The organism is Pontibacter litorisediminis, from assembly GCF_029360645.1.
Lineage (GTDB): Bacteria > Bacteroidota > Bacteroidia > Cytophagales > Hymenobacteraceae > Pontibacter > Pontibacter litorisediminis.
Genome location: NZ_JARDUA010000001.1, coordinates 289,767 through 304,729, shown reverse-complemented (window position 1 = coordinate 304,729; position 14,963 = coordinate 289,767). Strand labels below are relative to the sequence as shown.

The following is a 14,963-nucleotide window of genomic DNA, read 5'->3' as shown; positions in this document are numbered from 1 at the left end:
TGCTGACATTTGTAGCCAGTAGAGAACAACACTAAATAACAACACACTTAAACTTAAATGGAGGACACCGCACATGTCGACTAATGTAGCTGAAGTCTTGGAAAATGCGCCCGACCGGGTTGTGCCGAAAGGTACGGACCGGGGGCTGACCGACACGTTCTTTTATGACAATAAGATCGTTCGGGATTTTGGTATAGCCACCGTGTTCTGGGGTATTGCCGGTATGCTGATAGGCGTGATCATCGCCTTCCAGTTGGCTAACCCGGACGTGAACATGGGCAACCAGTATACTACATTTGGCCGCGTGAGGCCGCTGCACACCAATGCCGTTATTTTCGCCTTTGTGGGTAACGCCATCTTTATGGGTGTGTACTACTCACTTCAGCGCCTCTGCAAAGCCCGTATGTACTCAGACCTGCTTAGCAAGCTGAACTTCTGGGGCTGGCAGCTGATCATTGTCTCTGCGGTTATCACCCTTCCTCTGGGTATAACGACCTCTAAAGAGTATGCCGAACTGGAGTGGCCAATCGATATTGCCATCACCCTGGTTTGGGTGGTATTCGGCTGGAACATGTTTGGTACCATTGCCAAGCGCCGCGAAAAGCACATGTACGTGGCCATCTGGTTCTACATTGCCACCTTCCTGACAGTAGCGGTGCTGCACATCGTGAACTCCTACGAGATGCCGGTTAACTTCTTTAAGAGCTACTCTGGTTATGCCGGGGTGCAGGATGCGCTGGTGCAGTGGTGGTATGGCCACAACGCGGTGGCATTCTTCCTGACAACGCCGTTCCTGGGCCTGATGTACTACTTCCTGCCGAAGGCGGCCAACCGCCCGGTTTACTCTTACCGTCTGTCTATTATCCACTTCTGGTCGCTGATCTTCATCTACATCTGGGCTGGTCCGCACCACTTGCTTTATACTTCACTACCCGATTGGGCTCAGTCGCTGGGCGTAGTGTTCTCCGTAATGCTAATTGCTCCGAGCTGGGGTGGTATGATCAACGGCCTGCTGACACTGCGCGGTGCCTGGGATAAAGTTCGCGAGAACCCGATCCTGAAGTTCATGGTGGTAGCGATAACCGCCTACGGTATGGCTACGTTCGAAGGCCCGATGCTGTCGCTGAAGAACGTGAACGCTATAGCCCACTTTACCGACTGGATCGTAGCACACGTACACGTTGGCGCCCTTGGCTGGAACGGCTTCCTGACATTTGCCATGCTGTACTGGCTGTTCCCACGCCTTTACAAAACAGAGCTGTTCTCTAAGAAGATGGCCAACGCCCACTTCTGGTTGGGCACCCTGGGCATCCTGTTCTACGCCATCCCCATGTACTGGGCCGGCTTTACACAAGGTCTGATGTGGAAACAGTTCACAGCAGAGGGTACGCTGCAGTACTCTAACTTCCTGGAAACAGTTCTCCAGATCGTGCCAATGTACTACCTGCGTGGTATTGGTGGTGTGCTGTACCTGAGCGGTGTGTTCCTGATGGTGTACAACCTCTATAAAACTGCTAAGTCTGGCAGCCTGGTGGCAAACGAAAGAACTGAAGCTCCTGTGGTTGTACCTACGCAAAGCATGAACGCCGGCCACTGGCACTCCTGGATCGAGAAGCGCCCAATGCAAATGGCGATTTGGGCTACCATAGCAATATTGATAGGTGGTTTGGTCGAGTTTATTCCTGCCTTCGTGATCAAGTCTAACGTGCCGACCATCGCCAGCGTGAAGCCTTATACTTCGCTGGAGCTGCAGGGCCGTGACCTGTACATCAAAGAGGGTTGCGTTAACTGCCACACGCAAATGGTGCGTCCGTTCAGATCTGAGACGGAGCGTTACGGCGAGTACTCCAAGGCTGGTGAGTTTGTGTATGACCACAACTTCCTGTGGGGCTCTAAGCGTACCGGTCCGGACCTTCACCGAGTAGGAGGCAAGTACCCTAACTCCTGGCACTACCACCACATGATGGACCCAACCTCTATGTCGCCAGGCTCTATCATGCCGGCTTACCCATGGCTGTTTGAGCAGGACATCGACCTGAGCACAACACAGGACAAGCTGAAGACACTGAAGAAGCTAGGGGTACCTTATGAGGACGCGTATATCGCCAACGCAAACGAGGAGCTGATGACGCAAGCCAACCAGATCAGCGCGCAATTGGCCAAAGAAGGCATCGAAGTGAAGCCAGAGGCTGAGATTGTGGCCCTGATCGCGTACCTGCAGCGCCTGGGCACGGACATCAAAGTAAAAACAGAAGAATAATTAACCTGACAAAGAACTGAGTGACAAAGGGTAAAAGGCAGAAAGTATTTCAAGACCGGAAGTCTTTTGTCCCTTGTCATTAGGTTGAAGCGTCATAAAAGTTAAGACAATGTATAAGAATGTTTTGCAAGCCATAGACGGCATCGAAATATACCCGCTAATCTCGTTCAGCATCTTCTTTCTGTTTTTCCTGGGCCTGCTGGTTTATGTGTTCCTCATGGACAAAGGCTATGTGCAGGCCATGAGCAGGGTTGCATGCGAAGACGAAGCACAAGACACCACCACCACACAAGAAGCAGCAAGACGATGAACATGATAAAACTTATAGGAAAACGCGGCTTGGCCCTAGGCGCAGGCCTGCTCTTAATGGGCACTTCTGCCGCTCTGGCGCAGGACCCGGTTGCAGGAAAGGCTATTTTTGAAGGCAACTGCGTCGCTTGCCACAGCCTGGACGCCGATGTGGTGGGCCCGGCCCTGAAGAATGTGCATGAGCGCCGCGGGGATGAATGGCTGGTGAAATTCGTCCAGAACTCTCAGGAACTGGTGCAGGCTGGCGATAAGGACGCGGTAGAAGTATACGAGAAGTATAGCAAGATACCCATGCCTGCCTTCGGCAGCTCCCTTTCTGAGGATGACATTAAGAACGTAATTGCCTTCATCAAGGAGGAGAGTAGCAAACCAGCGGAGGCTGAGGCAGCACCGGTAGCAGAGGCTACTGACGCTACCGCTACGCCACCCGCTGCTGCACAGGATGTTGCCTTTACTGACCTGCCTCCGGTGCTGCTGTTCACATTTGGGCTGGCGGCCGCCATTATCCTCCTGACCATACTGGTACTGGTGCTGATGTTCCGACTGTTTGTCCCGATGCTTGGAGACTCTATTTACGATGAGGACTTCCGCAGCTCCTTTGCCGGCCGAGTGCTCTTCCTGCTGAGAGGTGATACGACGGTATTGGCAGGAGAGGCGAAGGACAAGATCCATTCGACCCACGATTTCGACGGCATTCAGGAGTACGACAATGACCTGCCGCCTTGGTGGAAAGCGCTCTTCTACGTGACCATTGTGTTTGCGGTAGGGTATATGCTACACTTCCACGTGTTCAGAACAGGTTCGCTTCAGGCAGAAGAGTACGAAGTGGAGATGCAGCAGGCAGCCTTGTTCGCCGCCAAAAACGCGGACGACCCGAATGCTGTAACCAATTATGAGGCTCTGACCGACGCTGCAGCATTGGAGTCTGGCAAGTCTGTCTTCAGCACCAACTGCGCGGCCTGCCACGGCGCAGAAGGCCAGGGTACTGTAGGCCCGAACTTAACGGACGAGTACTGGCTGCATGGCGGTGATGTAAACGACATCTTCAAGACGATCAAATTCGGTGTGCCGGCCAAAGGCATGGTGCCATGGCAGGGCAAGCTCACGAAGGATCAGATCCTGGAGGTATCCAGCTACATCCTGAGCCTGCAGGGCACAAACCCAGCCAATGCAAAAGAGCCCCAGGGCGAGAAACAATAATTCAGGTGTTGTGCCTACAAAACAGCAGGCTCCCCTCTAAAGAGGAGCCTGCTGTTTTTTTATAGGGTTTGCAGCAAGTTCCGGCACCTTTCCGCACTTGCTGACGATAATCACTCCTCAACATGACCTAGGTCATCTTTTAAGCGGGGCTGTTTTAGGAATTTTGTACCAGTAGATCAAAGCAAAGCTAAGGTCTGCTGGTACATTTTAAATCAAAGGCAGGAGTAAAATCCGCACAATTTATCACTGCCATGGCAACTAAAACAAAACCTACCGATGAATTTCGGGACCACATCTCTACAGTAGATGAACAGGGTAAACGCGTTTGGGTATATCCGAAAAAGCCGAAAGGCAAACTCTACAACTACCGGAAATATGTTAGCTATTTGCTGCTGGCGCTATTGTTTGCGGGCCCATTTATCAAGATAAACGGCCTGCCGCTGCTCATGCTAAACGTGGTGGAGCGCAAGTTCGTGATTTTCGGCGTGCTGTTCTGGCCGCAGGACTTCTTTATACTGGTGCTGGCCTTCCTCACCATGGTCGTGTTCATTATCCTGTTCACGGTGGTTTACGGGCGCGTATTCTGCGGCTGGGTCTGTCCTCAGACGATCTTCATGGAGATGATCTTCCGCCGCATAGAGTACGCCATAGAGGGTGACTACACGAAACAGCGCGCACTGGATAAAATGCCCTGGAACACGGAGAAGATCCTGAAGAAAGGGGCAAAGTTCACGGTTTTCCTCCTGATATCTTTCCTGATCTCCAACATCTTCCTGGCTTATATCATCGGTATAGATGAATTGAAGAAGGTGATTGTGGAAGGCCCTTTTAACCACTTGGCAGGTTTTGGCGCGCTGGTGGCCTTTACAGGAGTCTTCTATTGGGTATTTGCTTATTTCCGTGAGCAGGTATGCACTATTGTCTGCCCTTACGGCCGCCTGCAGGGGGTCATGCAGGATAAAAAGACCGTGGTGGTAGCCTACGACTATGGCCGGGGCGAGCCGCGCGGCAAACTGCGCAAGAACCAGGAGCGCACCGAAGGCGACTGCATCGACTGTAACCAATGCGTGCAGGTTTGCCCGACAGGCATTGACATCCGGAATGGAGCGCAGCAGCTGGAGTGCATTAACTGCACTGCCTGCATCGATGCCTGCAACGCCATCATGCGCATGGTGGAGAAGCCGGAAGGGCTGATCCGCTATGAATCGGAGGAGGCTATCGAGAAAGGCACCAAGTGGTCTTTCTTCACCCCTCGCGTGATAGGGTACACGGCGGTACTGTTTATACTTCTGACAGCCCTTACTACGCTGCTGCTTACCCGCGATGAGGCGGAAGCCACTATACTTCGCACCCCGGGCCAGCTGTACCAGAAAACAGAGCAGGGGCACATCAAGAACCTGTACAACATCTCTGTCATCAACAAGACCAACCATGACATGCCGCTTACCCTAAAGCTGCTGAACAAGGAAGGCGCGGTAGAAGTGATAGGAGGAGAACAGCTTATACTTCCGGCACAAGGCATTGTGGAAGGGGTGTTCTTTACAGAGATTGATTTAAAGCAGCTGGATGGTATGAACTCGGAAATAGAAGTGGGGGTCTTCCACGGCGACGAGCTTATCACAACCACGGAAACCAAGTTCCTGGGACCGGCTAAGTAAGGAAGTATAGAAGTAACAAAAGCTCACCGAAAGAGGAGGGCAGCAAAGGAGGCATCAACATGACGAATCAAGATAAAAATAAAAGCTTTACACTCTGGCCTTACATGATCGTGGCAGCCATGGTATGTTTTATGGGTTACATTGCCATGTTTGTTTATAGAGCCATGCAACAGGATGTAGGCCTGGTGAGCAAGGATTACTACGAGCAGGAGATACAGTACCAGGACCAGATAGAGCGGGTGAAGCGTACGCAGGCGCTCGGGGACGTGATGTTGCAGTACAGAGCAGAGGACAAAACAGTGCTGCTGCAGCTGCCGGCAACTTACCAGGGCAAGAGCCTGAACGGCACCATCACGCTGTTTCGCCCATCCAACGACAAGCTGGACAAGCAGATCCCGCTGCAACTAGGCCGCGACCAGAGCCAGTTGCTGGAGGTAGCGGACCTGGAGAGCGGCTTGTGGAAAGTACGCGTAAGCTTCAGCGCGGACGGAGAAGATTATTACTCAGAGAAGACCATACAGGTACAATAGCCATGATCTGGGCTGGTTTTCTATTCGGACTTTTAGGCAGTTTCCATTGCGTCGGGATGTGCGGCCCGATTGCCATGGCCTTACCATTTGGCAGGAGCGGCGGCTGGCGTTTTTACACCGGCCGGCTCCTGTACAATGGGGGGCGCTTGGTTACCTACAGTTTGTTGGGCGCACTGGCAGGTGCCTTTGGGCAGTCGCTGCAGATGGCGGGGCTACAGCAGGTAGTCTCTGTTGTTTCAGGCTTGCTCATCCTTTTTTTACTGGTTGCCCCGGCAGCCCTTAAAGGCAAAGCTGGCAGCGCGCTGGGTACGGATAAGGCCGTGGCCTGGGTGCGCCAGAAGCTAGGCTACTTTTTTGGGCGCGACAACCTGGGAGCGCTGTTCATGGTGGGCATGTTGAACGGTCTGTTGCCCTGTGGCTTTGTGTACATCGCCCTGGCCGGTGCCATTAGCGCACCGGGGGTACCGGGTGCCATGCTGTACATGCTGCTCTTCGGGCTAGGCACCTTCCCGCTGATGTTCCTGGTATCGTTGTCTGGCAAGTTCATTAGCCTGAAGCTACGGGGCACATTCAACCGGCTGGTGCCTTATGCAGGCATGGTGCTTGCAGTTATTTTTATACTTCGGGGGTTGAGCCTGGGCATCCCGTACCTGAGCCCTAAAATCACGCATACACCACAGCACACCACCGAAATTACTTGCTGCACCAGCCCAAAGCAAACTGCGCAAAAGTAAGCAGAACCGTGTATAGCGGTGGGTTACGGTGGCTTGGAAATACAAAGAAGCTAATTTTTACTCCAGATAAAATTAAAAGACATGAGTACGGCAACACCTATCAAGCAAATTCTTGTACCGGTTCGCTTCGACGGAGCAAGTGAAAAATTACTGGCTTATGCAGGGGCTATGGCCAGGGCGTTGGGCGTGGAACTGGTGCTGCTGTATAACACAGGTACGCCAGAGCTTACGTTTACACAGCAGAGCAGAGCCATACAGGCACTTCGCACCCTAGCCGACCATCACCTTGCTCAGCCGTATGACGACAGCCTGAAAGGATTCGAGTGCGTGGTGCGGCCAGGCTCCTTGCAGGAAAGTATAAAAGCCGTGGTTCAGGACTATGCCATCGACATGGTCGTGGTACAGGCGGTGCCTACCCTGGGCACCAGCCCAGAGGAAGATACCGCCGCGGCCTTGATCAACCTGTTGGATGTGCCAGTGCTGGCAGTACCCACGGCTAAAGCCTATCAGAACTTGAGGCACCTGGTTTTCGCTACGGATTTTACGGACAAGGACCCCAAGGTACTGGAGCGAATCCAGGGTTTTGCCAACCAGGCTAGCGCCCGGCTAACGCTGGTGCAGGTGTACAGCCTGGCCGATAAGCCTCAGCTAAGCGCTATGAACCAGGCCATGCGGGAGGTAGAGGCGCAGCTGCGAGGCAGCAATGTAAGGGTGCGACTGCTGGAAGAGGAAGATGTGCTGGAGGGCATCAGCGAGTTTGCCGAACAAGAGCAGGCTGATATGCTGCTGCTGGCCACCCAGGATAATTACCTGATGGAGCGCCTCTTCAGCAATGCCTATGTGAAGACAAAAGCCTACCACACCCGGATTCCGCTGCTAACCTATAGGCAGCTGAAGCGCAAGCCCTGCTCCGGCTGCTGCGCCAACTGTAAAAGCAAAAACAGCCAACCTCTGCAGGCAATAGAGGTCATTGCTGGTTAACAGCACCTAAAATGGTATAAGAGAAGGTTGTTCTGAGCAGTGCGCCAGCAGTCTTCTTAGAAAGCAAACAGCGGCACTTCTCCACGTTTCTTCCCAGGCTTCACTAGCATGCGCAGCCACACCTTTAGGAGGTGTGGCTGCGGTGTTTATAACCTACAGCAGGGAATAAAAGTAAGACAGAGCAGCACCTAACAAGCCAGCGCACGAAAGTATGGGCAAGATCCTGAGCCGTATAAAATTTATTTACCAGTACATCATCTCCAGCATTGGGTTCATCCCCACAATTATCTCTCTGGCATTCTTAGTTCTGGCACTGGTCGTGCTGTACCTCGAGACGCTGGGACTCAGCAAGAAGCTGGACGATGACTTGCCGTACATGATCATCAGCAACGGCGCAACGGCACGCCTTATACTTAGCACCATTGCCACCGGCGTTATCTCCCTGACCGTCTTCAGCTTCACCATGGTGATGCTGGTACTGAATCAGGCCAGCTCTAATTTTTCCCCGCGGGTGATACCAAGCCTTATTACCTATAAAGCAAACCAGAGCGTCACGGGCCTCTACCTGGGCACCTTAATTTATACTCTGGTGGTGATGGTGAACATTCGTTCCGACTTATATAGTGTGAACCTGCCGGGATTTGCCATTTTCCTGGCTATGGTTTTTGCCATCATGTGCCTGGGCTTTTTTGTCTACTTTATACACTCCATATCAGAGTCGGTGCAGATCGACAATTTGCTGGAGGGAATTTACCTTGTGACAAAAGACCAGCTGAAGGAGGAGATAGAGCGCGACAAGGGGACAAAGGTGCCCAACGTATTTGAGCAGAAGGAGTGGCAGCTTCTGGAGAGCCCCCGAACGGGCTACCTGCAAGGCCTGGACGAGCACGCTGTGCTGGGTATTTTAAAGGAGTATGACGTCGTACTTGACTTTGAACACCCACTGGGCAGCTTTCTGATTGAGGGAGTGCCATTTGCCCGCATCAACAAACGGCTGCCGGAGATGAAGGAGTTTACGGATAGGCTTTTCAACCACGTGAATTTTTACCGGGAAGAGCGGCCAGGCATGAATTATATCTTCGGGATAAAGCACATAACGGAGAGTGCCGTTAAAGCCCTGAGCCCAGGCATCAACGACCCCGGCACCGCAATTAAAGCCATTGACTACCTGACGGCCCTGTTCTCGCTACGCATGCAGTTAACTGACGAGAAGGTAATATACGATGAGAACGGCGCCGGCAGAATCAGGTTCAAGCATCAAACCTTCAGGGATATATACAGCATTACGCTCAGCCCGTTCCGCACCTACGGCAAGCAGGACTGCCTGATTATTCTAAAGCTGCTGTCTATGCTGGAGAGCCTGCTGCACATGGCAGCCCCACACCCGCAGTTCCTGCCAGTGCTGCACCAGGAGGCCAAGTTGCTGCTCCACGATGCAGATGAAACTATCAAGAACCTAGGCGACAGGCAGAAGATCAACCTGATGCTTGCCGTTATCAACAGCAAGCCTATTGTGCAGGAGGCACTGCCCCTCCTGAAGGCTCCGCATTAGGCCCTTTGGCGATTTTGCTTATTTTTGTAGCCCTTACACTTTTACTGTATGCTGCTACAATCCCTAAAGAGGCTGATGGGTAGTGTCCTGAACATCCAGCACGAGACTGATGAAGAAGGCACCATCCGCGAGATAAACGACAAGATCCCGATTAGGGGCAACAACACCTGGATGCTCATCTGCTCGGCGGTGCTGGCATCCATTGGCCTGGATACCGGATCCGGCGCTGTGATCATCGGTGCCATGTTAGTTTCCCCGCTCATGTCGCCCATACTGGGCGTGGGGTTATCGGTAGGCATCAACGACCGCGAAATGCTCATCGATTCCATCAAGAACCTGGCTTTGGCGGCCGCGGCGGGCCTGGTGGTTAGCTTTTTATACTTTACCGTTACGCCTCTCGGCGAGCCTACGAACGAACTACTGGCGCGCACTACGCCCACGCTGCTGGATGTCGGCGTGGCCTTTTTCGGCGGGGTGGCTGGTATCGTCTCCATCTCCCGATCCGACAAGTCCAACGCGATACCGGGCGTAGCCATTGCCACGGCACTCATGCCACCGCTTTGCACGGCGGGCTTCGGACTGGCGGTAGGCCGCTACGATTACTTTTTGGGCGGCTTCTACCTCTTCTTCATCAACGCGGTGTTCATCAGCCTTGCCACGTATATGATTGTGAAGTACCTGCACTTCCACACCAAAGCGTACGTGGACCAGGCCAAACAAAAGCGCGTGGCCCAGGCCATGGTGGTGGTGCTGATCATCGTGGTGCTCCCGAGCGTGTACTTCCTTTACAATATTTACTCTGACATCCAGACCAAGAAGCAGATAGAGCAGCTGGTAATCTCGGACTTCACCAGGCGCAAAAACGAGATCATCAAGTGGGAGATGCAGCCGGCAGACTCACTGAAGTATGTGAAGATATACAGCGTGGGCAAAAAGGTGGACGAAGGGCTGGTGAAGCATTACGACGAAGTGTTGGCGCAGAATAACTTAAGTAGCTACAGGGTAAAATTGGTACAGCTGGATGTGTCGCCGGAGGAAGTGCAGAAAATAGCCTATGACGTAACCAACAACATCACCCAGGACTTCCTGAAGACGCTTGAGCTGCAAAAGCTGCAGGAGCAGCACGCTGACAGTCTGCGCCAGCGACAAAAGCTGGAGCTGAACGGCAGCGCCACCCGCGACCTGCGGATGTTGTTCCCCGAGATTCAGAAAGTGCAGGTGGGGGATATGGTTAGCACCACGAATCCGGTGAAACCAGATACCATCACACTGGTAATGATCGACTGGCAACAGAAGCAGCCTGTGGAGCAGCAGGCCCCTACGCCGAACAAGAAGGCAACGGCACCAGTAAAGGCCAGGCTGCGGCCAGAGCAAGTGCAGGAGTATGAATCCCGCATCAAAAGCTTCCTGAGCTACAGGCTGCAGCGCGACTCAGTACACGTGATCTCCACCTTTTAACCTGATTCTTATATACATGGGATCTACAGCTGAAGCATAGCTTTAAGCAGGCCAAGGCTACACAGTAGCTTTAGCGGCGGGCCTGCGTATACCCTCCTGTGTTAACCTAATAAACGAATGGCTGCCTACAGTAACCTTCAGAAGAAGCTCTACCGGATTATTTTCGAGGCCGACACGCCGGCAGGCAAGGTCTTCGACGTGCTGCTGCTGGTGCTCATTGTCACGAGTGTGGCCGTCGTGTCGCTGGAGAGCGTGGTCTCCTTGCGGCGGGTTTACCTGGACTTATTCCTGACATTGGAATGGTTCTTTACGATCATTTTCACGATTGAGTACCTTCTCCGTATCTACAGCACACCGCGGCCACTGAAGTATGTCTTTTCCTTCTTTGGCATAGTCGATGTGCTAGCCATCATTCCTACTTATCTAAGCCTTTTCATACTTGGCTCTCAGTACCTGCTGGTGGTGCGTGTGCTCCGCCTGCTGCGCATCGCCCGAATCTTCAAACTGACGCAGTTCATCAATGAAGGACAGGTACTTTCCAAAGCCTTAAGGGCCAGTGCCAGTAAAATCGCGGTTTTCCTGGGTACCGTGCTCTTAGTGGTGGTTATTATCGGTTCCTTGATGTACCTGATTGAGGGGAGGACAAACGGCTTTACCAGTATTCCGAAGAGCGTGTACTGGACCATCGTGACCCTCACCACCGTTGGCTATGGGGACATTTCACCGCAAACGCCGCTCGGGCAGTTTGTAGCCAGCTTTGTCATGATCATGGGCTACGGCATCATTGCAGTGCCCACTGGTATTGTCACCGTGGAGATGTCTAGAACCGACAGAACGGCCGTTACTGCGCAGGTTTGCCCCAATTGCCACACCGAGGGCCACCATGCCGACGCAAACTACTGTTTCAACTGTGGTTACAGGTTTCATGAGCTGGCGTAGATCACTCCACCAGCAGCGTATGCCGGGAAACGGCATAGCCTCCCCATATGCCTAATCCGCCCTCAATGTTGGATTGGGTGATGTTAGGCGAGGAAATGGGACTGCCGTTGTTGTTTTGCTCGTTCTCGAGTGTAAACCAGAAGCGGTAATGCGCCAAATCGATGGCCGCCCAGCGCACGGTGATTGTATCGCCTTTTCCAAAGTAACTGTACAGGTCCACATCCACTTCCGGTTGCCCCTTTGGCTCGCCACGGTCCAGCGGGTAAACGATGGTGGCGCCATTGATAAACTCATCCGAGAAAACAGAGGCAAACAGGCCCGGGTAAAAGGGCTCATCGTTGCGTTTGGTGAAGTAGCGGACATAGTTGCCGAGCGTGTCGGGGTCGGAGTAACGGTAGTAGAGCTGGCGCAGGCTATCCTGTGCGCGATTTGGGTGTGGGATCGTCCAGAGGGAATCTAGCGGGTTAAGCTGGGGGATGGTGGTGACAGACGAAAGCGTACGCCCATCGTGATTGATCTGCAGGCTGTACGTTTTACCTAATTGGCCCCGCAGTTCCTCAGAAGTATAGATATAAAAAACGAGACCTGTTGGGGTGTTAAAGAGCTCAGGCTTGAGCCCAAACTGCACTTGAAGCAGCTGCTTAAGTTCCTCTGAGAAGGCCGTTGATGGCACTTCTTTTAAAGTATAGGTTTGGCCGTCAACCGTTATGCGCACCTGCGCGTCATGTACGAAACTTTGCGCCAGCGCTGCAGCCGACACCTCGGTGAAAACCGGAACCGTGCGGGTAAGGATCACGACCGGCGGGGCGTCCTGCTCAATGTGCCCCTCCACCACCAGTTGCTCTTCCCCCGCTGGTATGTCTATGGTGATGTCCTCTTCACAACCGAACAGAAGCAGGCTCCAAAGTATGGCAAGTATAACGTTTAACTTCTGCATTCTTTATTCCCAGGTAAAGTTCAGCGTAACCGAAGGCAGCGGAAACGGCACGATGGATACTTTCTTGGCTTGAAGCTGTACGCTGTTGCCGTAGGCATTGCCCTCGTTATCGATGTAGTACAGGTATGGGTTACGGCGGCCGTACACATTATAGACAGAGAAAGTCCAGCTGTTTTCGATGTTCTTCCACTTCTTGCCCTCCAGCGTGGCCGATAGGTCGAGGCGGTGGGTGGGCTGCATCCGGAAGCTGTTGCGCTCGCCATACTGGTAGTTCACGGTCCCTTCCAGGTAGTAGCGGCGCACCGGCAGCGTGGTGGCCTCACCGGTGCCGTACACAAAGCTGCCGCCAAAGGTCCAGCGGTCGTTATACTTGTAGGTGCCCACCACCGACAGGTCGTGGCGCCGGTCGTAGCGGGCCGGAAACTCGCGGCCCTTGTTCAGGGCAGGAAAGGTGCGGGTAGTGCGGGAGAGCGTGTAGCCGAACCAGCCTTGCAGCGCCCCATAGTTCTTGCGCAGGAAAAGCTCCACACCGTAAGACTCACCGCTGCCGCTCACGAACTCATACTCCAGGTCACGGTTGCTGGGCCCCGGGGCAAAACCTTCGCGGTACTCGTACTGGTTCTCCAGGTCTTTGTAATAAACCTCCACAGAACCCTCATACTGATTCTCCTTTATGCTCCTGAAGTAGCCCAGTGCGTATTGCGTTGCCCGCTGCGGCTCCACCATAGCAGAGCTAGGCACCCACACATCCAGCGGTAAGGTGGTGTAGGCATTGGAAACCAGGTGCAGGTACTGGGCAGACTTAGAAAAAGCAGCCTTCAACGAAGACTTTTTGTTCAGCTCATACTTTGCCGACACCCGCGGCTCCCAGGCGCTAAAGCTCTTTACTTTCTGGCCGTCCCCATAGGTAGTTGAGTCGGTGGGAGACTGGTTGGCGTCGAATTGGTAAAAGGTAAAAGGGCCGGTTTGGGTAAAGTAACTGTTTCGGATGCCGAGGCTAAGCTGCAGCCTGTCTGTCAGGTATACATCATCCGACAAGTAAAGGGCGTATTCATGGCCATACTTGGTGAGCAGCCTATCGGTGCCAAAGACCTCCCCGCTGGCACTCTCTGCCTCTCCGGCACGGGGCCGTAACTGGTGATACGTGTACTGCAGGCCGTACTGCAGCTGATGCCGTACGTTAGGCTTGTAGGAGAAGTCGATGTTGGCGCTGTAGTCCTTAACCCCGGTTTCAGCCACGGTGGTAAAGCCGCCAAAGTCCCAACTGAACTCAAAGTCATACTTGCTCAGCACCCCGGACACGTCCACCTGCAGTTTCTCGTTAAACCGGTGGTTCCAGCGGGCGGTGGCGCTGGCGTTTCCCCAGAAGAAATCGGCCACAAAACGTCCTTCAGAGAGCGTTAGCTCCCCCACATCGCGGCCATAGTAGCCACTCAAGTAGAGGTTGTCCTTTTCAGAAAGTTTAAAGCTGAGCTTGCCGTTGAGGTCATAGAAATGATACGGAATGCCGCCCTGTTCAGTGTCCTTCAGGAAAGGGCCCAGCAGCACATCCACGTAGGTGCGCCTGCCCGACAGGATGAAAGAGGATTTTCCCTCCTGCAGAGGGCCCTGTACCGACAGCCGGGAAGATATCAGGCCGATGCCACCATCCACCTGAAAGTCGTCGTAACTTCCTGCTTTCATGCCGATGTCGAGCACCGAGGAAAGCCGGCCGCCGTAGCGGGCAGGCATGTTGCCCTTGATGAGCGTGGTTTGGTCAATGGCGTCGCTGTTGAAGACGGAGAAGAAGTTGAACAGGTGCCCGGGGTTATAAACGGTAGCCTTGTCAAGCAACACCAGGTTTTGGTCTGCACCGCCCCCGCGCACATAAAAGCCCGTGCTGCCTTCGCCGGCTGACTTGACACCTGGCATCAGGGAGACGGTCTTCAGGATATCAACCTCGCCGAAGAGCACGGGCAGTACTTTTATTGTCTCCAGCGGGAACTCCAACTGGCCCATCACAGGTGTCTCGGTAAGAGGGGGCCGCCGCTCCGCCACCACCTCCACCTCCTGTACCTGGTAGGCCGTTGGCGTGAGGCGTATGGTTAAAGCGACAGGTTGATTTAGCTGCACCAGTTGCTCCTGCAAATCGTAGCCAATATACTTTACCACAAGGGTATACGCGCCTTCAGGTGCAGCAAAGCTATACCTGCCCGTGGCATCGGTTATGGCTCCGGCAGAAGGACGCTCCTTGAGGGCAACGGCAGCGCCCACCAGGGGCAAACTCGTCTCGGCATCCAGCACACGCCCCGACAGCGTGTAAACCGACTGCGCCAGGGCCGGGTGCAGGCAAGCCAGGAGAAGAAGGAAAGTATAAGTGAAGCTTCGCAATCCGTTTGCTGTTTAAGTTATGGTGTAACAGCAGT

Annotated in this window: 12 protein-coding genes; 10 read left to right on the top strand and 2 right to left on the bottom strand. The window is 53.6% G+C overall.

Features of this window, described 5'->3' with window-relative positions; translation table 11 throughout:
- The first annotated feature begins 73 nt into the window (after window positions 1-73).
- The 10 genes from ccoN (at window position 74) to PXG97_RS01360 (ending at window position 11,621) form a co-directional block, all read left to right on the top strand.
- Window positions 74-2,260, top strand: a complete 2,187-nt coding sequence (gene ccoN / locus PXG97_RS01405) for a cytochrome-c oxidase, cbb3-type subunit I (protein WP_276495924.1) — start codon at window positions 74-76, stop codon at window positions 2,258-2,260.
- A 109-nt stretch (window positions 2,261-2,369) separates the two neighbouring features.
- A complete protein-coding gene (locus tag PXG97_RS01400; RefSeq protein WP_276495923.1) occupies window positions 2,370-2,570 on the top strand; it encodes a hypothetical protein in 201 nt (66 codons plus the stop codon).
- A gap of 2 nt (window positions 2,571-2,572) precedes the next feature.
- Window positions 2,573-3,769: a c-type cytochrome gene (locus PXG97_RS01395; protein WP_276495922.1), complete on the top strand. Its 1,197-nt coding sequence runs from the start codon at window positions 2,573-2,575 to the stop codon at window positions 3,767-3,769.
- A gap of 251 nt (window positions 3,770-4,020) precedes the next feature.
- Complete coding sequence (gene ccoG, locus PXG97_RS01390) at window positions 4,021-5,427, top strand: cytochrome c oxidase accessory protein CcoG (RefSeq protein ID WP_276495921.1); 1,407 nt, start codon at window positions 4,021-4,023, stop codon at window positions 5,425-5,427.
- Window positions 5,428-5,486: 59 nt separating this feature from the next.
- A complete protein-coding gene (locus tag PXG97_RS01385; RefSeq protein WP_276495920.1) occupies window positions 5,487-5,957 on the top strand; it encodes a FixH family protein in 471 nt (156 codons plus the stop codon).
- Between the two features lie 2 nt (window positions 5,958-5,959).
- Entirely contained in the window at window positions 5,960-6,691 is a 732-nt protein-coding gene (locus PXG97_RS01380) for a sulfite exporter TauE/SafE family protein (protein WP_276495919.1), read from the top strand.
- Window positions 6,692-6,772: 81 nt separating this feature from the next.
- On the top strand, window positions 6,773-7,672 hold the full coding sequence (locus PXG97_RS01375; RefSeq protein ID WP_276495918.1) for a universal stress protein: 900 nt from the start codon (window positions 6,773-6,775) through the stop codon (window positions 7,670-7,672).
- Window positions 7,673-7,883: 211 nt separating this feature from the next.
- Window positions 7,884-9,224 carry a DUF2254 domain-containing protein gene (locus PXG97_RS01370; RefSeq protein ID WP_276495917.1) on the top strand — a complete coding sequence of 447 codons (1,341 nt, stop codon included), beginning with the start codon at window positions 7,884-7,886 and terminating at the stop codon, window positions 9,222-9,224.
- 48 nt (window positions 9,225-9,272) lie between these two features.
- Window positions 9,273-10,682, top strand: a complete 1,410-nt coding sequence (locus tag PXG97_RS01365; protein WP_276495916.1) for a TIGR00341 family protein — start codon at window positions 9,273-9,275, stop codon at window positions 10,680-10,682.
- Window positions 10,683-10,799: 117 nt separating this feature from the next.
- Entirely contained in the window at window positions 10,800-11,621 is an 822-nt protein-coding gene (locus PXG97_RS01360; RefSeq protein ID WP_276495915.1) for an ion transporter, read from the top strand.
- Between the two features lies 1 nt (window position 11,622).
- Here the strand turns inward: PXG97_RS01360 and PXG97_RS01355 are convergent, their stop codons facing one another.
- On the bottom strand, window positions 11,623-12,558 hold the full coding sequence (locus tag PXG97_RS01355) for a DUF4249 domain-containing protein (RefSeq protein ID WP_276495914.1): 936 nt from the start codon (window positions 12,556-12,558) through the stop codon (window positions 11,623-11,625).
- Window positions 12,559-12,561: 3 nt separating this feature from the next.
- Window positions 12,562-14,928, bottom strand: a complete 2,367-nt coding sequence (locus tag PXG97_RS01350; protein ID WP_276495913.1) for a TonB-dependent receptor — start codon at window positions 14,926-14,928, stop codon at window positions 12,562-12,564.
- Window positions 14,929-14,963: the final 35 nt, after the last annotated feature.

Coding starts and splice junctions, on each gene's coding strand:
- PXG97_RS01400 (WP_276495923.1), top strand. CDS start 2,370: ATGTATAAGAATGTTTTGCAAGCCATAGACGGCATCGAAATATACCCG.
- PXG97_RS01375 (WP_276495918.1), top strand. CDS start 6,773: ATGAGTACGGCAACACCTATCAAGCAAATTCTTGTACCGGTTCGCTTC.
- PXG97_RS01365 (WP_276495916.1), top strand. CDS start 9,273: ATGCTGCTACAATCCCTAAAGAGGCTGATGGGTAGTGTCCTGAACATC.
- PXG97_RS01380 (WP_276495919.1), top strand. CDS start 5,960: ATGATCTGGGCTGGTTTTCTATTCGGACTTTTAGGCAGTTTCCATTGC.
- ccoG (WP_276495921.1), top strand. CDS start 4,021: ATGGCAACTAAAACAAAACCTACCGATGAATTTCGGGACCACATCTCT.
- PXG97_RS01395 (WP_276495922.1), top strand. CDS start 2,573: ATGATAAAACTTATAGGAAAACGCGGCTTGGCCCTAGGCGCAGGCCTG.
- PXG97_RS01385 (WP_276495920.1), top strand. CDS start 5,487: ATGACGAATCAAGATAAAAATAAAAGCTTTACACTCTGGCCTTACATG.
- PXG97_RS01370 (WP_276495917.1), top strand. CDS start 7,884: ATGGGCAAGATCCTGAGCCGTATAAAATTTATTTACCAGTACATCATC.
- PXG97_RS01355 (WP_276495914.1), bottom strand. CDS start 12,558: ATGCAGAAGTTAAACGTTATACTTGCCATACTTTGGAGCCTGCTTCTG.
- ccoN (WP_276495924.1), top strand. CDS start 74: ATGTCGACTAATGTAGCTGAAGTCTTGGAAAATGCGCCCGACCGGGTT.
- PXG97_RS01360 (WP_276495915.1), top strand. CDS start 10,800: ATGGCTGCCTACAGTAACCTTCAGAAGAAGCTCTACCGGATTATTTTC.